At 30.1% G+C, this 18,062-nt stretch carries 17 protein-coding genes; 8 read left to right on the top strand and 9 right to left on the bottom strand.

All coding sequences use genetic code 11. The features are described 5' to 3' along the window. The coding region (locus ACKVOV_RS10860) for a S49 family peptidase (RefSeq protein ID WP_409206780.1) at positions 1–535 on the bottom strand (535 nt) is incomplete at its 3' end. Between the two features lie 121 nt (positions 536–656). Here ACKVOV_RS10860 and folK point away from each other — a divergent pair. Next, complete coding sequence (gene folK, locus ACKVOV_RS10855) at positions 657–1,793, top strand: 2-amino-4-hydroxy-6-hydroxymethyldihydropteridine diphosphokinase (protein WP_409206779.1); 1,137 nt, start codon at positions 657–659, stop codon at positions 1,791–1,793. Positions 1,794–1,817: 24 nt separating this feature from the next. Here folK and ACKVOV_RS10850 read toward each other — a convergent pair whose 3' ends face one another. Further along, positions 1,818–2,612: a DUF2797 domain-containing protein gene (locus ACKVOV_RS10850; protein ID WP_409206778.1), complete on the bottom strand. Its 795-nt coding sequence runs from the start codon at positions 2,610–2,612 to the stop codon at positions 1,818–1,820. 101 nt (positions 2,613–2,713) lie between these two features. Between ACKVOV_RS10850 and ACKVOV_RS10845 the strand changes: the two genes are divergently transcribed. Beyond that, positions 2,714–4,222: a GH3 auxin-responsive promoter family protein gene (locus ACKVOV_RS10845; RefSeq protein WP_409206777.1), complete on the top strand. Its 1,509-nt coding sequence runs from the start codon at positions 2,714–2,716 to the stop codon at positions 4,220–4,222. A 188-nt stretch (positions 4,223–4,410) separates the two neighbouring features. Continuing rightward, entirely contained in the window at positions 4,411–5,973 is a 1,563-nt protein-coding gene (locus ACKVOV_RS10840; protein ID WP_409206776.1) for an OmpA family protein, read from the top strand. 395 nt (positions 5,974–6,368) lie between these two features. On the opposite strand, the gene ACKVOV_RS10835 is transcribed toward ACKVOV_RS10840, so the two are convergent. The 7 genes from ACKVOV_RS10835 to ACKVOV_RS10805 all read right to left on the bottom strand — a co-directional run bounded on the left by ACKVOV_RS10835 (position 6,369) and on the right by ACKVOV_RS10805 (position 13,756). After that, the gene (locus ACKVOV_RS10835) at positions 6,369–6,866 is read right to left on the bottom strand and encodes an OmpH family outer membrane protein (RefSeq protein ID WP_348075076.1); all 498 of its coding nucleotides are present in this window, start codon (positions 6,864–6,866) and stop codon (positions 6,369–6,371) included. 48 nt (positions 6,867–6,914) lie between these two features. Continuing rightward, positions 6,915–7,901, bottom strand: a complete 987-nt coding sequence (locus ACKVOV_RS10830; RefSeq protein ID WP_409206775.1) for an OmpH family outer membrane protein — start codon at positions 7,899–7,901, stop codon at positions 6,915–6,917. A 40-nt stretch (positions 7,902–7,941) separates the two neighbouring features. Beyond that, a complete protein-coding gene (gene bamA, locus ACKVOV_RS10825; RefSeq protein ID WP_409206774.1) occupies positions 7,942–10,659 on the bottom strand; it encodes an outer membrane protein assembly factor BamA in 2,718 nt (905 codons plus the stop codon). After that, positions 10,592–11,332, bottom strand: a complete 741-nt coding sequence (locus ACKVOV_RS10820; protein ID WP_409206773.1) for an isoprenyl transferase — start codon at positions 11,330–11,332, stop codon at positions 10,592–10,594. The genes bamA and ACKVOV_RS10820 overlap by 68 nt, the downstream gene beginning before the upstream one ends. Before the next feature lie 5 nt (positions 11,333–11,337). Continuing rightward, positions 11,338–12,021, bottom strand: coding sequence for a DUF6089 family protein (locus ACKVOV_RS10815; RefSeq protein ID WP_409206772.1), 684 nt, complete (start codon positions 12,019–12,021; stop codon positions 11,338–11,340). 135 nt (positions 12,022–12,156) lie between these two features. Beyond that, complete coding sequence (locus ACKVOV_RS10810) at positions 12,157–13,041, bottom strand: NAD kinase (protein WP_409206771.1); 885 nt, start codon at positions 13,039–13,041, stop codon at positions 12,157–12,159. Positions 13,042–13,096: 55 nt separating this feature from the next. Continuing rightward, positions 13,097–13,756 (bottom strand): acetoin utilization protein acuB, encoded by a 660-nt coding sequence (locus ACKVOV_RS10805; protein WP_409206770.1) that lies wholly within the window; start codon positions 13,754–13,756, stop codon positions 13,097–13,099. 95 nt (positions 13,757–13,851) lie between these two features. Between ACKVOV_RS10805 and ACKVOV_RS10800 the strand changes: the two genes are divergently transcribed. From ACKVOV_RS10800 to clpP, 5 genes are all read left to right on the top strand, one after another. Continuing rightward, positions 13,852–14,580, top strand: a complete 729-nt coding sequence (locus ACKVOV_RS10800) for a pyridoxine 5'-phosphate synthase (protein WP_409206769.1) — start codon at positions 13,852–13,854, stop codon at positions 14,578–14,580. A gap of 1 nt (position 14,581) precedes the next feature. After that, a complete protein-coding gene (locus ACKVOV_RS10795) occupies positions 14,582–15,346 on the top strand; it encodes an alpha/beta fold hydrolase (RefSeq protein ID WP_409206768.1) in 765 nt (254 codons plus the stop codon). A 27-nt stretch (positions 15,347–15,373) separates the two neighbouring features. Further along, the gene (locus tag ACKVOV_RS10790; protein WP_409206767.1) at positions 15,374–15,718 is read left to right on the top strand and encodes a phage holin family protein; all 345 of its coding nucleotides are present in this window, start codon (positions 15,374–15,376) and stop codon (positions 15,716–15,718) included. A gap of 85 nt (positions 15,719–15,803) precedes the next feature. Then, positions 15,804–17,129: a trigger factor gene (locus ACKVOV_RS10785; protein ID WP_409206766.1), complete on the top strand. Its 1,326-nt coding sequence runs from the start codon at positions 15,804–15,806 to the stop codon at positions 17,127–17,129. A gap of 206 nt (positions 17,130–17,335) precedes the next feature. Continuing rightward, complete coding sequence (gene clpP, locus ACKVOV_RS10780) at positions 17,336–18,010, top strand: ATP-dependent Clp endopeptidase proteolytic subunit ClpP (RefSeq protein WP_409206765.1); 675 nt, start codon at positions 17,336–17,338, stop codon at positions 18,008–18,010. The last annotated feature ends 52 nt before the right edge of the window (positions 18,011–18,062 follow it).

The raw sequence follows: 18,062 nt of genomic DNA, 5'->3' as shown, positions 1-18,062 counted from the left end.
TTTTCAATCCTGTTTTGTCTTGAAAATCTTTGTAATACATAACTTCGGTCGAAAGTCCTTTGAAATCAAGCTCTCCAACAGGGTTCAAATAAACAGTATTCGCAACTGAGTTTAAGTAATAATCTTTTTGAGAATATACATTTCCATAAGCCATTACAAATTTTCCAGATTTTTTAAAATCTTCCAATTGATCACGCAAGGCTTTGGTTTGTGCAACACCTAGTTCTAAAGTATTGTTTAGAATTGAAATTCCTTTTATTTTATCATCGGTCTTTGCTGCTTCAATAGCTTTTAGAATATCTGTTAAGCCGTCGTGATTGGCTTCATAAAAACCTATATCTTCATAATTAAATTTTCCTCCATAATCATTTGTCACTTCTTCTAAATTTAGCTCTAAAACTGAATTATCCTCGACAACAGTTGTTGCTGAATTCCCACCAAAAACAGCTGCAATAAGCAATAATCCGAAAAAACTTAACATGCAAAAAATAAACAAACCAACAATGGTTGACAATACGTTTCCTAAAAATCTCATAATTAAATATTTATACCTATAAGTCGTGTTTTTATTGAATTTGTTACAACTTAAATTAGTTATTAACACTTAGCAAATATAATAAGATTGTAAATTTCTTTTTAGTTAATTTGCTTTATATATGAAAATGCAGCAAAAAGTAGTTTTATCACTTGGTAGTAACCAGGGAAATCGTCTAGAAAATATCGAAAATTGCATCCAATTAATTCATCAGAAAATTGGATTAATTTTACGTATTTCCAATCTATATGAAACACCATCTTGGGGTTTTGACAGTGATCCTTTTTATAATTGCGCCTTGGTTTTACACACTCCATTTTCTGCTGAAAAAATATTGCGAAAAATTGGTTCAATCGAAAAAAAATTAGGCAGAATTAGAAAAGATACCAACAACTATCAAGCAAGAATTATCGATATTGATATTATTGCGATTGATGAACAAATGCACAATTCTGAAGTATTAAATATTCCGCATCAGCAAATGCAAAATAGGCTTTTTGTATTATTACCTATGCTAGATTTGAAACTCGAATGGAAGCATCCAATTCTTAAAAAATCAATTAAAAAATTGATTGAAACTTGCGAAGACAAAAGTGACTGTAAAATTGTTTCAAATTTAGATTCTGTATTAAAAAAATATAGTGTAAATCAATTAAATTATATTGCTATTGAAGGGAATATTGGCGCGGGAAAAACAACTTTATCTACAAAAATTGCTGAAGATTTTAATGCTAAAACAGTTTTAGAACGTTTTGCTGACAATCCTTTTTTACCCAAATTTTACAACGATCAAAATCGATATGCTTTCCCTCTAGAAATGTCCTTTCTGGCTGATAGATACCAACAATTATCCGACGATTTATCTCAGTTTGATTTATTTAAAGATTTTGTTGTTGCCGATTATCATATTTTCAAATCATTAATTTTTGCAAAAGTGACATTGCAAGAAGACGAATTTAGACTATACAAAACTCTTTTTGACATTATTTATAAAGAAATGCAAAAACCTGATTTGTATGTTTATTTATACCAAAATACGGATAGATTGCTCAAAAACATCAAAAAAAGAGGCAGAAGCTACGAACAAGAAATTAAAGCAGAATATCTAGAAAAAATAAACCACGGTTATTTAGATTATATAAAATCACAAACAGACTTGAATGTCTTAGTAATTGATGTTTCTGATTTTGATTTTGTAAAAAAACAAGAAGATTACGTAAAGATTTTAGAAGCAATTGAAGAGAAAATTAGAAAATAGTCAATCAATTTTTAAAAAAGAAATCTACAAACTAATCTTAACTACATAACCTTCAAAAGTTCTCACATTAAATACTGTTCCGTCTTCAAAAATTAAGTATTGTCCTTTTATACCAGATAATTTTCCTGAAAAATTAGGAGATTTATCTAAGTTTAGACTAGAAACTTTCTTAGGATATTGCAATACAGGGTATTCCAATTCGTACAAATCATTTTTATCTTGATTATAAAATTCCTGCACCTCTTTTGGTATCAAGTATTTTAAACTTGCTCTTTCTTTTATTAAATCGGCAACTGGAACTTCATTTTTTAGCATTTTCTGCCAATTGGTTTTATCTGCATAAAGTTTTTTTAATGCTACTTCTGTAATACCTGCTAAGTATCTATTAGGCACTTCTACAATAGGAATGGCTTGCACGGCACCTTGGTCTATCCATCTAGTAGGAACTTGCGAACCTCGAGTTACCCCAACTTTTACTTCACTAGACAATGCCAAATAAACAATATGTGGTTGTAATTGTACTTTTTTCTCATAAACTAAATCTCGATCTTCAATATCTAAATGTGCTGTACTTAGTTCTGGTTTCATAATCCAATCTCCCGCCGATGCACTTCCCATAAAGCAATCGTAACAAAATCCTTGTCTAAAAATTTTCTTTTTTTTGTTACAACTCAAACATTGATAACCTTGAAAACTGATCTCCAACTCTTTCCCAAGCAACTGATTTACATTTAAAAAACTGTTCTCAAATATCAAATAATATTGAATTGGATTCCCAATTTCGGTTTGCATTTTGGTTAAAACTCCTTCGTATTGCATTTGCTATTTTAGATTTAATGAATTAGGATTTTTAAAAAAAAATCTTATTTTTGGTAAAGTTATAATTCGTAACTCATAATTCATAATTCGTAATTCAGAAAATGCCTTTACCAATCATAAATTCTATTGCTTCATGGTTTTTGAAACAACGTATTCATCAAATTGAGTTGTTTCTAAAATACCCTAATGAAGTGCAAGAAGAATTACTGATGAATCTTATAAGATTATCAGAAAATACAATTATTGGAAAGCAATATGATTTTGATTCGATGAAATCTTACAATACATTTCAGGAACGAATTCCAATTTCGAATTACGAGGATTTAGAACCACTCATAGAACGAACTAGAAAAGGAGAACAGCACGTTTTTTGGAATGAACCAATCAAATGGTTTGCAAAATCGAGCGGAACTACTAATGCAAAAAGTAAATTTATACCTGTAAGCAATTCTGCATTAGAAGATTGCCATTACAAAGGAAGCAAAGATTTGTTATGTTTGTATTTAAATAACAACGAAAACTCACAACTATTTACTGGCAAAAGTTTACGCTTAGGCGGAAGCAAGCAATTGTATGAAGATAATAATTCCTTTTTTGGTGATTTGTCAGCAATACTAATAGATAATATGCCGTTTTGGGCTGAATTTAGTAGCACACCAAGTAATAAAACATCGCTCATGAGCGAATGGGAAACTAAACTACTCGCTATTGTAAACGAAACAAAAATAGAAAATGTAACTAGTTTTGCAGGTGTTCCGTCTTGGATGATGGTATTATTAAATAAAATATTAGAAGAAACTGGGAAAAGCAATTTATTTGATATTTGGCCCAATCTTGAAGTCTATTTTCACGGTGGTGTAAGTTTTGATCCTTATCGTGATCAATACAAAAAAATATTACCAAAACAAGATTTTAAATATTATGAAATATACAATGCTTCTGAAGGCTTTTTTGCTATACAAGATTTAAACAATTCTAGTGATTTATTATTAATGTTAGATTACGGAATCTTTTACGAATTTATTCCAATGGATGCTTTTGGCACACCAAATGAGAAAATAGTTCGATTAGCTGAAGTAGAAATCAACAAAAACTATGCAATTGTTATTACTACAAATTCTGGATTATGGCGTTATTTAATAGGAGATACGGTGAGATTCACTTCGCTAAACCCTTACAGAATAAGAGTTACTGGAAGAACAAAGCATCATATTAATGTTTTTGGCGAAGAATTGATGGTCGAAAATACTGATATGGCTATTGCTAAAACCTGTAAAGTCACAAACTCAGAAGTTAAAGACTACACAGTTGCCCCTATTTTTATGAAAGATAAAGAAAAAGGTTCGCACGAATGGATTATCGAATTCAGAAAAAAACCAGACAATGTAGCATTTTTTGCAAAAACTTTAGATGAAAACATTCAATCACTCAATTCTGATTACGAAGCCAAACGCTACAATAATATGACCCTAAATCAGCTAACGATAAATATAGCACGTGAAAATCTTTTTTACGATTGGTTAAAAAATCAAGATAAATTAGGAGGACAACACAAAATTCCTCGTTTATCAAATAAAAGAGATTATTTAGAAGAATTATTATCTTTATAATCAGATTATTAATTTGTTGATCTTAAGATTATCCCTCATTTATTACTGTAAAAAGATCACTATTATTGCAACAGCTTGTTGTTTATCGATTATTTTTACACTTCACCTATTTTCATGCATATAATTGATTGGAAATGATAATTTTGCGCCACATTATCAAAAACAACAAGTTTTTCAATTATATTTTTATGAAAAAATCAATATTTACAATTATAACTTTATTTATCTCAACCATAAATTTTGCTCAAGATTCATTTATTAAAAACGAAGATTTAGAGACCTCGCCTATTTCTAATTTTGACGAAACAAAAGATTTATATACTGTAGTTCCAACTGCAATAAATACAAAATTGTCAGACATAGGATCTACTTTTTTTATGGGTAAATACATTATGTATTCATCTAGAAAAACTGGAGCAATTGGGGCAGGAAAAGACGAATACACTAACAATCCTTATAACAGTTTATATTGCTTAAACATGGATAGAACAGGAAACTTATCTAGACCAAATTTCTTTGCGTATGCTTTAGATTCTAAAGGAAATGAGGGAGGATTAGCTTTTTCTATCGATGAAAAAACAGTATACTATACTAAAAGTGCAGAAGGAAATTCTAAAAATTATCAGTTATATAAGTCTGTTTTTGATTCTAATAAATATACATGGATTAATGAGATCGCAATTGATTTTAATAGTGTAAGTTATTCTATAGAAAACCCTTCTATTACTCCTGACGGCAAAAAGATGTATTTTTCATCAAATATGTCTGGTGGTTTTGGAGGTTTTGATATTTATGTTGCCGAAATTAATACCGATGGAATACCTGTAAACCCTATTAATTTAGGAGAAGTTATAAATACGAACAAAGATGAAAAATTTGCTTACGCCTCACCAACTAATAAAGAAATATATTTTTCTTCAAATGGACACAACGGTTACGGCGGACAAGACGTGTTTATATCAAAAATAAAAAAGACTCGATATACAACACCTTTAAATTTAGGAAAAACAATTAACACATATTCAGATGAAATTGCTTTTATCCTTGCTACAAAAAACAGTGGTTATGTAACTTCAAACAGATCAGAAAGTGCCGGATTATACGATATTTACCATTTCGAATTACAAAAAACACCTTTAAACTTAAAAGGTTTAGTAACTGAAAAACAAAGTGAAATTGTTTTACCAAATACTAGAATTAGTTTAGTAGATGAAGATGGAAAAGAAGTTGCTACACAAATCTCTAGTAATAATGGAAGTTATAATTTTGATGTTGAACCGTCAGAAAATTATTTGATTGTTGCCAAGAAAGATGGTTATTTAGATTTTGAAATGCCAATATATACTACAAATAGTAATTCAAATATAAACATTGAATTAAATCAGACAAAAGCAGAAATTAAAGAAAATATTATTACCGTAGAGAATATTTATTTCGATTTTAATAAAGCATCTATAAAAACAGAATCTACATTGTCATTAAACAAAATATTTGACGTTTTAAACGCCAATCCAGAAATGAAAATTACAATTAATGCTCACACAGATTCTAGAGGTTCTGATAAATACAATATGGTTTTATCTAACAAAAGAGCACAGGAAGCCAAAAAATATTTAATTACAAAAGGAATTAATAGCGATAGATTAGAAGCTAAAGGTTATGGAGAAAGCAAATCACTCTCTAATTGTAAAACAAACTGTTCTGAAGCTCAATTTGACACTGACAGACGTATTGAGTTTGTTATAAGATAATTATTAAATATGTATTAAAAAAGAAAGTCCCTGTTTTGTAATGAAACAGGACTTTCTTTTTTAATTTAGAAATGGTATTTATATTATTACTTATTTCTATTTCTACACTTTATAAAATTCTAAAGACAAATACATTTCCGTCCGATATTATCATAAAAATCTATTTTAGAAACATATTTAGAATAAAATTTCATCTACATTGGAGATTTAAGATAAGCTCGATTTATAATCATCCTAGATAATAAAAAGACATAAGTTCCCAGAGACTATTAAATTCCTAAAAAAACATACCCTAAAATTGCAGCATAAAAAAATCGGAACAAAATTAATTCTGTTCCGATTAAGCTATTTTTGAAAATTAATTTAATTAACCTTTTTAAGGTAAAATTATATTATTAAAATTTCAATTCTTTTTTTACATCTTCAAATAAATTAGGACCATCAGCAAGAATTAAACTTGCAGAATCCATAACATACTGATATCCTTTTGCTTTTCCAACTTTTACGATTGCAGCTTTAGCTTTATCCATAATTGGTTTTACAATTTCTTGTTCTTTATCTTGCAATTGTTTTTGAGCAGAATCTCTGTATTGTTGAATACGTTGTCCCATGTCTTGCATCTCTTTTGCACGAGTCTCATTTATAGCTTCAGTTGCAGTTGCAGCTTCACCTTCGTATTTTTTCATTTTTGTTTGGTATTCAGTTACCATTGTACCATATTCTGCATCGAAAGTTTTGCTTAGTTTATCCAACTGTGCTTTTGCAGATGTCATTTCTGGCATTTTAGATAATAAATCGTTAACATCGATGTGTGCTGTTTTTGTCTGAGCATTCATTGTGCTAGCACCAAAAAACATAACTGCTGCAATAAGTAAAGTTTTAATCTGTTTCATCATTTTTAGTATTAGTGTATTAATTAATTTTAAAGTTTTGCTTTTTTACTATTTTTTTTCTTTTGCTTGTTTTGCTATTTCTCTATCAGCCATTATTTTTCTCTTTTTTTCTTCTAATGCCTTTTTACGCTCTTCAAGTGTTTTTTTATTATTTTCTATACTTTTTAGGCGAGCTGCTTCTTTATTATTTTTAATAGAATCTTGAGCTAATTTGCGATCTTCTATTTTATTGTAATCATCCAATGCTGATTTTTTAGTCGAAGTAGAATCAATAGTTGTACTAGGTTTGTTTCCTTTTTGTTCTTCTAATAGTCTTTTTCGTCTCTCTTCAAAATCTTTTTTCTTTTGAGCTGCCGTTTGTTTACGCTCTTCAATCGCTTTTTCTCTTAAAGCTTTTTTATCGTCAAGTATTTTTTGCCTTTCAGCTAAAGCTGGATTGTCTTCTGTTTTTTCTTTTTCATCTTCTTTTGCTTGAATAGCTTTAAGTTGTTTTTTACCTATTTGCTCTCTTTTCTCTGCATTAACAATGGTTTTTACAACTCGATCACTAATATCAAACTTTTTAGCAGAGAAAAGCATAGTTAAATCGGACGATTTATCAAAAATAAAGTCATATCCTCTTGCTTCTGCTATATCTTGAACTACCGTAAAAACTTGATCTTGTACAGGTTTTGCAATAGATATTTTTTGAATCATAAAATCCCCATTCGAACCAAATCTCTTTTGTTGATAATCTATCAAATCATTTTCAAGGAACTTAATTTCTTCTTCTCTTTCGTCTATAAGTTCTTTTGTAAGTAAAGCCCTTTCAGATTTAAGAACTTCTTCTAATTTTTTAATTGCATTTTTCTTAACTTCAATATCTTGTTTCCATTTTTGAGCTTTTTGCTCTAATTGCACAGATGCTTCTTTGTATTCAGGTACATTTTCAAGGATATAATCCATATCAATATATCCAATTTTAGCTCCTTTTGCTTGCGCATTACTTGTTAAAGTAATTCCAAAAATTAGTAACAATAAAAAAAACTTTTTCATAAACTTGAAATGTTAAGTTCAACTATCGTGCCAAATATAATTAAAATTGTTGACCTATTATAAAATGTGTTTCCCATCCGTTTTTAACTGTAGTTCCTTGAGGCGCATCAAAACCATGTCCGAAATCTATCCCTAACAACCCAAAAGCAGGCATAAATACCCTTAATCCTAATCCTGCAGAACGTTGTATTACAAACGGATTATATGTTTTAAAATTACCATATGATCCTGCTCCTTCTACAAATGTAAGAGCATAAATTGAAGCTGTTTGCTTTAATGTAATTGGATATCTTAGTTCTAATGAAAATTTATTATAAATAGGATCTCCATTATTCCCGTTTACAGACAAACTTCCATTGTTTTTATAACCTCTTACTTGTATGTTTTCATTACTAGTCATGTAATTTCCGCCTAAACCATCTCCTCCAACTACAAATCTTTCAAAAGGAACAATTCCTCTTCCTTGATTATATGCTCCTAAATAACCAAATTCTCCAAGTGTACGTAAAACTAATTTACCATAAATTTTTGTAAACCATTCTGCTTTAAACTTAATTTTATAATATTCTAACCAATTAAATTTTTTCTGATCTACTTTACCTCTATCGACAGCAGCTAATCTATAATCAACAACTTTATTACCATAAGCATCAATATAATCACCTATTTGAACTATATTTCCGTTACCATCTAACGAATTTGAACGGTCAACAGTGTTCTTTAGCTTATATTCCTCTTGATTTTCTAAATCTCCGTAGTTAAATCCACTAAATGAAGAGTAAGGCAAAGTAAATTTCCCAGTAAGACTAAACTCTGATCCATAGGTAGGGAAAATTGGATTTGTTCCCTTATTATTTCTGCTTAATCCTATTGTATAAGCTAAATTTCTTGAAGCCCCATTTCCAAAGGTAAATAGAGAACTACTATAATTATTTAAATCATAATGTTGATAACTTATAGCATGCGACAGTACGAAGAAATCATCTGGAACTTGCAATCTTTTTGCAATACCTACCGATACTGAAAAAATGTTCATACTTTTTGATTTATCTGCTCTATAAGATGAATTATAACCAAATTGTTTAGTGTAGGCCAATGATGTTGAAAAACTTATAGGTTTTTTTCCACCAAACCATGGTTCTGAAAATGAAAAACTATAGGTTTGAAAATTTGTACTTCCTTGTAAACGCAATGATAATTTTTGACCATCTCCCATAGGTAATGGATGATAAGCTTCTTTTTTGAAAATATTTTTTATAGAAAAATTATTAAAAGAAAGACCTAATGTTCCTATAAATCCACCTCCACCATAACCACCTTGCAATTCTATTTGGCTAGCTCCTTTTTCAACTAAATTATATTTAATATCGACAGTTCCTGCGGCCGGATCTACGTTTTCAAAATCTGGTTTGATTGCTTCTGCATCAAAGAAACCTAATTGTCCTATTTCACGAATCGTTCTAATTAAAGTTTCCTTACTGTATATATCTCCTGGTTTAGTTCTTAATTCACGATAAATAACCCTATCATTTGTTTTATCATTTCCTACAACAGATATTTTATTAAAATAAGCAAGTGGTCCTTCTATTACACGAATTTCCATATCTATAATATTGTTTGACGTACCTACTTCAACAGGATTAATTGTAGAAAAAAGATAACCATTGTTTTGATAAAGATTGGTTAAATCATCTCCATCAGGTTTCGATTTGTCTGCAATTCTTTCCTCTAAAAGAACTCCATTATATACATCACCTTTTTTAATACCAAGAGAACTACTTAAAAGTTGGTCGCTATAAACAGTATTTCCTAAAAACTTAATATCTCCAAAATAGTATTTATTACCTTCTTCGATATTTAAACTTATTGCGATTTTGTTTTTTTCTTTATCAAAAGTCACAGAATCTGACACGATTCTTGCATCACGATAACCGTTCTGCTTGTACTTGTCTATAATTGAAGTTAAATCTTCTTTGTATTTTTCTTTAATATATTTTGATGATTTTAGTATATGAAGAACACTTTGTTGTTTCGTGTTTTTCATAGCACCACGAATTTTCGAATCTGAAAATTGTGTGTTACCGTTTATTGTTATTTTTCTAACCTTAACTTTTTTACCTTTATCTACATTTACAACCATATTTACATGATTTATAGTTGCTGTATCTTCGGTAGTTACAATATTTACTTTTGTATTATAATAACCTTCTTTTTTATATTTATTTTCAATATAATTTTTAGTAGTTGTTATAAGATTTTCATTAACTATTTTTTCTGATGTTAGTTCTGTATCTTTAGTTATAGCTTCTAGCTTTCCTTTTTTGATACCTACAAATTTTACTTCTTTTAGTTTAGGTAGTTCATTAATATTTAGTTCTAACGAAATGCTATCACCTTCTATCTTATCTACATAAAAATTAACATCATTATAGAGACCTAATTTCCAAAGTTTTTTTATCGAATTACTAATTTCCTCTCCAGGAATTGTAATACTTTGCCCTTTTTCAAGACCTGCAAAAGTAACAATAGTTTGCTCGTTATAAGTGATTTTCCCCGTAACACTGACTTTTTTTAATATATAAGTCTTACCTTGATCAAAAGGAACGCGATCTTGTGCATTAACTTGTACCGCGCTAACTAAAACTAAAAATAACAATACTAATTTTGTATTGTTTACTGTATTAAATAAATTATTTAATTTGTTCACTTGTTTTTCCAAATCTACGTTCTCTTTTTTGATAGCTAATAATGGCTTCATATAAATTTTCTTCACTAAAATCTGGCCACAACACATCGGTAAAATAAAATTCTGCGTAAGCTATTTGCCAAAGCAAGAAATTACTAATGCGGTGTTCACCACTGGTTCTTATTACTAAATCTACGTCGGGCAGATTGTGCGTGTAAAGATGCTTATTAAATATTGAATCGTCAATAGAATCTATTGAAATTATATTATTTTTAACTTTATCACTAATTTTTTTAACAGCATTTATGATTTCTTCTCTTGATCCGTAGCTTAATGCTAAAGTAAGAGTCATTCTGGTGTTATCCTTTGTTTTCTCGATTACTTCTATCAATTCTTTTTGAACAGATTTTGGTAAATTTTCAAGATTTCCTATCGAGTTTAATTTAATATTATTTTTTACTAGAGTAGCTAATTCTTTTTTTAAGGAATTAATTAGTAACTTCATTAATAAATCTACTTCCAGTTTTGGTCGATTCCAATTTTCGGTAGAAAAAGCATATAATGTAAGATTTTCTATTCCTAGCTTCGCACAAGCTTCTACAGTTGTTCTTACAGATTTTGTTCCGTTTTCATGACCAATAGCGCGTAACATTCCTTGTTTTTTTGCCCACCGACCATTGCCATCCATAATAATAGCTAAATGTTTGGGAAGATTGTCGGTATTTATAGAAGTTAGCAAGCTCATTTTAATTAGTCGTTACAATAACAAGGTTTATTTCCAAAAGTATAAGTTAGCGTAAGTCCAGTAAACACGTACCAATCTTTACTATTTATATTTCCAAATTTCAAACTTTGTAAATTTCCATTTTTAGGTAAACTTCCGTCAATATCGTCTGAGAATGTATATCTAGCTCCAGCTTCAATTCCTAAAACAAAACTATCGGCAATTTTCATTTTTAAACCGCCAATAATAGGCAATGCCATTCCTCCAGAATTCCCATTCGAGATATACTTTTTATTCACAACATATAAGTCATCAGAAATAAAATAACTTAAACCAGTATATAAATAAGGAGTTGAGATGAATCCAGATTTATGTAAATTAAAATCAAACCAATTAAATTCAAATCCAGCAGAAAACTCGGTAATTGTATTCTCGAAAGTAAAATTTCTTTCCTTACGGGAGTTTAAATCAGAATTTGCATCTATTCCTTTTAGTTTAGATTGCATTACTGAAAATCGCCATGAATACCTTGGGTTTTTATTCCACTTATACAATACTCCAAAAGCAGGCATGTTTGGCGCAATATATTGAGTACTTCCTACATCACCTATAAAATTACTTCCTCCAGCAAAAACACCAATCTCATGTATTTGTGCGTTAGCAATCTGAAACAGAAAGAATAAGCTTAAAATGTAAGTCGTTTTTCTCATTTATTTTTAATAAGGGTGCAAATATACTAATTCTGAACTCTTAACAAAGTGAAATTTGTTATCCAGAGAAAATAATTAGTAGTTTTTTATAGATGTAAAAACGAAAAATAAATGGTTGTAGTATTTTGATATAAATTAATTTCGTTTGTCTTCTCCCCAAAGTAGTTTGTTACGTAACGTTTTTAAGAAGGTTTCCTCAGGGATTTCTACCATATTAATCTTAAACGGTGTTTTAGAAACAATCAATATAGTATCATTTTTTATCGATGTAATTCTAGAATCTAACGAAACAAGGTATTGCTCTTCTCTACCAGAAACTTTTAGTCTAATTTTGGTTTTATCTGTAATAACAAGCGGTCTAGCATTTAGATTATGAGGTGCTATAGGTGTAATTACTAAACTTTCTACATCTGGAGTTAAAATAGGACCACCACAACTTAATGAATATCCTGTAGATCCTGTTGGTGTTGCAATAATTAAACCATCTGCCCAGTAAGAATTTAGAAACTCATCATTCAGATAAGTATCAATAGTAATCATCGAAGTAGTATCTTTTCTACTTACTGTAATTTCGTTCATAGCAAAATTAATATCCTGAATATCTGGATTTTCTGGAATACAAGTCAAACTCAGTAAAGTTCTTTCTGATATAGAATATTTTTTATTAATAACAAATTGCAAAAAAATTTCGATATTTTCTTTTTGAACCATGGCAAGAAATCCTAATCTTCCAGCATTTATTCCTAGAATTGGAACACCTGAATCCCTTACTAATGTTGCAGCTCGTAAAATTGTCCCGTCGCCACCAATGCTTATCATCATATCAAAACTACTATCAAGTTCTTTGTGAGAAGCAAAAGTATTATATTCTCTTTTAACGATTTTTTTTTCATAAAGCATGGCCAAAAAACTCTCTTCTATGACCATCTCCACTTTATTTTCATTAAAAAAAATGAAAATATCTCTAATAATAGGTTCTGTACTATTTTGATAATATTGACCGTAAATAGCTACTTTCATTTTAATGTTTATTTGTTTATTCGTGGATTTATTTGTCTAGCAAATCCACAAATATCTATATATTAAGGTATTTGTCTAAATATTCCGAACGCTCTTTTAGATTATTTATGTAATTATCTTCTTGATGATCAGAAATAATTTCATACTCGTAACGACGAAAAGTTTGAATAATTTCATTCATTCCGCCGGCAGCGATTTTAACTGTTATTTGTATTTTTCCATTTGTAGAATCGGAAATAAACAACCCTAAAATTCGACCATTATTTCCTTCTACAATTTGTGAAACCTGACTAAAAGAATATTCGGTGATATTTTTTTCGATGATAACAATTCCTCCAGATTCTTTTAAAAATGGTGTTTCATTAAAAAAACGAATAACATCTATAATTTCATAATAACCCAAATATTTATTGCTCTCATCAAGAACAGGCAAAACAGTGGTTTGATTTTTCGCAAAGCCTTCTAGTACATCTATCCAAATCGAATTACTTTTAGCAAAAAAACCTTCAAGCGTATATTTATAATCGATAATTTTTTTATCAAAATCGAAAGTTTCTACATCCTCACTAGATAAATTTCCTACAAAAATACCTTCTTCCATAACAGGAAAATGAGAAAATAGAGTTTCTAAAAAAAAATCCTGCGCAACGGCAACACTTTCGTGAATGTCGAGCGGCTTGTAATCGTTATTAATATAGTCTGATAAAATATTCATAGCGGTATAAATCTACTGCAAAATAATTAAAAAATAAGTTACTAAGCTTGTTTTAGTTTGTATTTTTGTGATTTACAAATACAAATTAAGTTATAATGACTAAAAATCAATGCAAGTTAAGTGTAAATATTAATAAAATTGCCACTTTACGAAATTCTCGTGGCGGAAATGTGCCAGATTTACTAAAAGTCGCTGCCGATATTCAGAAATTTGGAGCGCAAGGAATCACAATACACCCACGCCCTGACGAAAGACATATTCGTTACCAAGATGCACGAGATTTAAAACCAATTGTTTATACCGAATATAATATAGAAGGAAATCCATTAGAACAATCATTTATAGATTTAGTTCTAGAAACAAAACCAACGCAAGTAACATTGGTTCCTGATGGAAATGATAATTTGACATCGAATGCAGGTTGGAATACCATTAAAAACAAGGATTTTCTGACGGAAATTACGCAGGAATTTCAACGCAATAATATTCGAGTTTCCATATTTGTAGATCCCGTTCTCAAAATGATTGAAGGCGCAAAAATTACAGGAACCGACAGAATCGAATTGTATACCGAAGCTTTTGCACACCAATATGGTTTGGGAAACAAAAACGCTATCGAACCTTATACAAAAGCTGCCATTTTAGCCCATGAACTCGGAATTGGGATAAATGCAGGACATGATTTAAGTTTAGATAACATTCAGTTTTTTAATCAAAATATCCCAAATTTGATGGAAGTTTCTATTGGTCACGCCCTTATTTCCGAATCATTGTATTTAGGTTTGGATAATGTGGTGAATATGTATTTGCAGAAATTAAAATAAGATGCTATACTCAAAAATAGAAGGTCAAGGCAAGCCACTCCTAATTCTACACGGATTTTTAGGAATGTCAGACAATTGGAAAACACTCGCCACAAAATATGCAGAACAAGGATTTCAGGTTCACACATTAGATTTACGAAACCACGGAAAATCTTTTCATTCCGACGATTTTAGCTACGAAATCATGGTACAAGATGTGGTTGATTATTGCGCATTTCATCAATTAACTTCCGTTGATGTGATAGGACATTCGATGGGTGGAAAAGTAGTCATGCTTCTCGCTACGACTTATCCAGAATTAGTACATAAATTGATAGTTGCGGATATTGGTCCTAAATTTTATCCTGTTCATCATCAAACCATTTTAGCAGCACTTAATGCTGTCGATTTTTCAAAAAAACCATCACGCGCAGAAGTTGAAGCAATCGTTTCTGAATATATTTCCGATTTTGGAACTCGACAATTCTTGCTTAAAAATTTATTTTGGGAAGAGCCAGGACAATTGGCTTTTCGTTTCAATTTGAAAGTTTTCAATGAGAAAATCTCAGAAATAGGCAAAGCTTTACCTTTTGAGAATAAATTTGAAAAAGAAACCTTATTTTTACGTGGCGACAAATCCGATTATATACTAGATTCAGATTTTGAAACCATTTTACATCATTTCCCGAAAGCCGAAATAGAAACTATTTCAAATGCAGGACATTGGCTTCATGCCGAAAATCCTGTTGCATTTTTTGAAAAAACGGTACAATTTTTGAAGAAATAATTATTAATTTTAAACAAACAAAACATTATGAAACTACTTTTAAGTTTACTAATCACAACTATTATAGTTGTAGCACTTTCCTATTTTATGGGCGGAGTTCAAGTTGACAATATCACGACAGCTATCAAAGTTGCCGTTGTTTTAGCATTGCTAAATACCTTTTTGAAACCAGTTTTAGTATTTTTTACATTTCCTATTACAGTGTTTACACTAGGATTATTTCTATTAGTTATAAATGCTGGAATGGTTTTATTGTGTGATTATTGGCTAGACGGATTTACAATAAGTTCATTCTTAACAGCATTATTTTTTAGCATTTTATTATCCATTTCACAATCAATTCTGTATAAATTTATTCCAGATAATAAATAGCAAAATTCGATAAGTTAAAAATTTGTTGGGTGGCAGAAATTTTGTAATTTTGCCACCCAATTTTATTATGTAAATTAAAGAGAAGATGGATATTAGAAGAATAGCAATAAACGCTGTAACCGAAATTATCGAAATTACAGTAATGCCTACTGATTACAAAGGTCAAGTAGCAAAACGTATCAACGAAAAAATGCCTCTAGCTACTGTAAAAGGTTTTCGTAAAGGTGCTGTACCAAAAGATTTAGTAGAAAAACAATACGGAAAAGCGATAAAACAAGAAGAAGTTAAGAAAGTTGTAGATCTTGCTTTAGAAAGATTCATCACTGCTGAAAGATTAGCGCTTCTTGGAACTCCATTAGCAATAGAAAAAGAAATTTTTAATTGGGAAGTAGAAGAACTAACTTTTCAATACGAAATAGGATTAGCACCATTTTTTACGTTAGATCTTGATGCAAAAACTGATGTAGTTAAATATATTGTTACTGCTGATGATAAATTAATCGATGGACAAGTAACCCGTATTCAAAAACAATTTGGAACTGCCATTCCAAAAGATGTTGTTTCAGAAAAAACAGAAGTTTCAGGGACTTTTACAAACGAAGAAAAAGGAATAAACAATCCTATTACTATTTCTTTAGATATTTTTAAAGATAAAGCAACAGCTAAAAAATTCATCGGAAAAAAATCTGGCGATGTAGTTACGGTAAACACAAAAGGTTTATTTGAAGACGATCATCAGTTAATGGATTTCCTAAAAGTAAGTCATGATGACGTACATGGTTTAGAAGTTGATGTAAACTTTACTATTGAAAACATTAACGAAACTGAACCAGCAGAACTAAACCAAGAATTGTTTGATAAACTTTTTGGAGAAGGAAATGTAGCTTCTTTAGCAGACTTGAAAGCAAAAATAAAAGAAGATGCTGAATCTCAGTTTGCAGAGCAAGCAGAGCAAAAACTAACAGATGATGTAATTAATGCATTAATCGAAAATACAAAATTCGATTTGCCAGAAGCATTCCTAAAAAAATGGTTGCAAACTGTAGGTGAGAAAAAATTATCGCCATCAGAAGCGGAAGCAGAATATTACCGTTCAGAAAAAGGATTGCGTTTTCAAATGATTGAAGGTCGTGCTTTGGCTCAAAGCGACATCAAAATCAATTTTGAGGATTTAAAATCTTTTACATCAAGATCAATTCGTCAGCAAATGGCACAATTCGGACAAACAAATCCAACAGAGCAAGAAGTAGAAGGAATTGTAGCAAGAGTTTTGTCTAACCAAGAAGAAGTAAAAAGATTGTCAGAACAAGTAACAAAAGACAAACTTTTACAAATGCTAGTTGAAAAAGCAAATCCTACTACAAAAGAAGTTACTTATGAGCAATTTGTTGCAGCTATGTACGGCGAATAAATTATAAATAATTAGTATATTTGAGCGTCTGAATTATATTATTCAGACGCTTATTTTTTTTTAAGTTTCTAAATTTAAAAAAAATAATAAGACAGTTTGTCACATAAAATAAAAGGTACGAACTTTGCTTTAAGATTAAAAAACTACAAGTTTTAGTCCAACAACTTTAAACTTTTAAATACATAAACTTTTAAACTAAAATTTAAATGAACTACGGAAAAGAATTTAAAAAATTTGCTACCAAACACCAAGGTGTAAACGCAATGTATTATGATAAAATAGTGGGTGCAATGACACCAACAAACATGACACCATATATTATAGAAGAACGCCAGTTGAATATATCTCAACTAGATGTTTTTTCTAGATTAATGATGGATAGAATTATATTCCTAGGAACAGGAATAGATGATCAAATTGCAAACATCGTACAAGCACAATTACTTTTCTTAGAAAGTGCCGATGCTAGTAAAGATATTCAAATCTACTTAAATTCTCCAGGCGGAAGCGTGTATGCAGGATTAGGGATTTATGACACCATGCAATATATCAAACCAGATGTAGCTACAATTTGTACAGGAATGGCGGCTTCAATGGGAGCGGTTTTATTATGTGCTGGAGCTGCTGGAAAACGTTCGGCTTTACCACATTCTCGAGTAATGATTCACCAACCATCGGGCGGAGCACAAGGCGTTGCAACTGATATGGAGATAAACTTACGTGAAATGTTGAAACTAAAAGACGAATTATATAAAATAATATCACACCATTCAGGACAAACTTTCGATAAAGTACATACGGATTCCGAAAGAGATTATTGGATGATTGCCGACGAAGCAAAAGAATACGGAATGATTGATGAAGTGTTGAGAAGAGGTTAAATTTAAGTTCAAAGGTTCTGCCTTTGTAACTTGCAACTAGAAATAATGGCAA

This window comes from Flavobacterium sp., assembly GCF_046153165.1.
Lineage (GTDB): Bacteria > Bacteroidota > Bacteroidia > Flavobacteriales > Flavobacteriaceae > Flavobacterium.
The sequence above is the reverse complement of the archived record's forward strand: the minus strand, read 5'-3'. Positions and strand labels throughout refer to the sequence as shown.

What these genes read in the sequence shown, in the direction of transcription:
- folK (WP_409206779.1), top strand. Translation starts at nt 657, where the DNA reads ATGAAAATGCAGCAAAAAGTAGTTTTATCACTTGGTAGTAACCAGGGA.
- ACKVOV_RS10850 (WP_409206778.1), bottom strand. Translation starts at nt 2,612, where the DNA reads ATGCAATACGAAGGAGTTTTAACCAAAATGCAAACCGAAATTGGGAAT.
- ACKVOV_RS10845 (WP_409206777.1), top strand. Translation starts at nt 2,714, where the DNA reads ATGCCTTTACCAATCATAAATTCTATTGCTTCATGGTTTTTGAAACAA.
- ACKVOV_RS10840 (WP_409206776.1), top strand. Translation starts at nt 4,411, where the DNA reads ATGAAAAAATCAATATTTACAATTATAACTTTATTTATCTCAACCATA.
- ACKVOV_RS10835 (WP_348075076.1), bottom strand. Translation starts at nt 6,866, where the DNA reads ATGAAACAGATTAAAACTTTACTTATTGCAGCAGTTATGTTTTTTGGT.
- ACKVOV_RS10830 (WP_409206775.1), bottom strand. Translation starts at nt 7,901, where the DNA reads ATGAAAAAGTTTTTTTTATTGTTACTAATTTTTGGAATTACTTTAACA.
- bamA (WP_409206774.1), bottom strand. Translation starts at nt 10,659, where the DNA reads ATGAAGCCATTATTAGCTATCAAAAAAGAGAACGTAGATTTGGAAAAA.
- ACKVOV_RS10820 (WP_409206773.1), bottom strand. Translation starts at nt 11,332, where the DNA reads ATGAGCTTGCTAACTTCTATAAATACCGACAATCTTCCCAAACATTTA.
- ACKVOV_RS10815 (WP_409206772.1), bottom strand. Translation starts at nt 12,021, where the DNA reads ATGAGAAAAACGACTTACATTTTAAGCTTATTCTTTCTGTTTCAGATT.
- ACKVOV_RS10810 (WP_409206771.1), bottom strand. Translation starts at nt 13,041, where the DNA reads ATGAAAGTAGCTATTTACGGTCAATATTATCAAAATAGTACAGAACCT.
- ACKVOV_RS10805 (WP_409206770.1), bottom strand. Translation starts at nt 13,756, where the DNA reads ATGAATATTTTATCAGACTATATTAATAACGATTACAAGCCGCTCGAC.
- ACKVOV_RS10800 (WP_409206769.1), top strand. Translation starts at nt 13,852, where the DNA reads ATGACTAAAAATCAATGCAAGTTAAGTGTAAATATTAATAAAATTGCC.
- ACKVOV_RS10795 (WP_409206768.1), top strand. Translation starts at nt 14,582, where the DNA reads ATGCTATACTCAAAAATAGAAGGTCAAGGCAAGCCACTCCTAATTCTA.
- ACKVOV_RS10790 (WP_409206767.1), top strand. Translation starts at nt 15,374, where the DNA reads ATGAAACTACTTTTAAGTTTACTAATCACAACTATTATAGTTGTAGCA.
- ACKVOV_RS10785 (WP_409206766.1), top strand. Translation starts at nt 15,804, where the DNA reads ATGGATATTAGAAGAATAGCAATAAACGCTGTAACCGAAATTATCGAA.
- clpP (WP_409206765.1), top strand. Translation starts at nt 17,336, where the DNA reads ATGAACTACGGAAAAGAATTTAAAAAATTTGCTACCAAACACCAAGGT.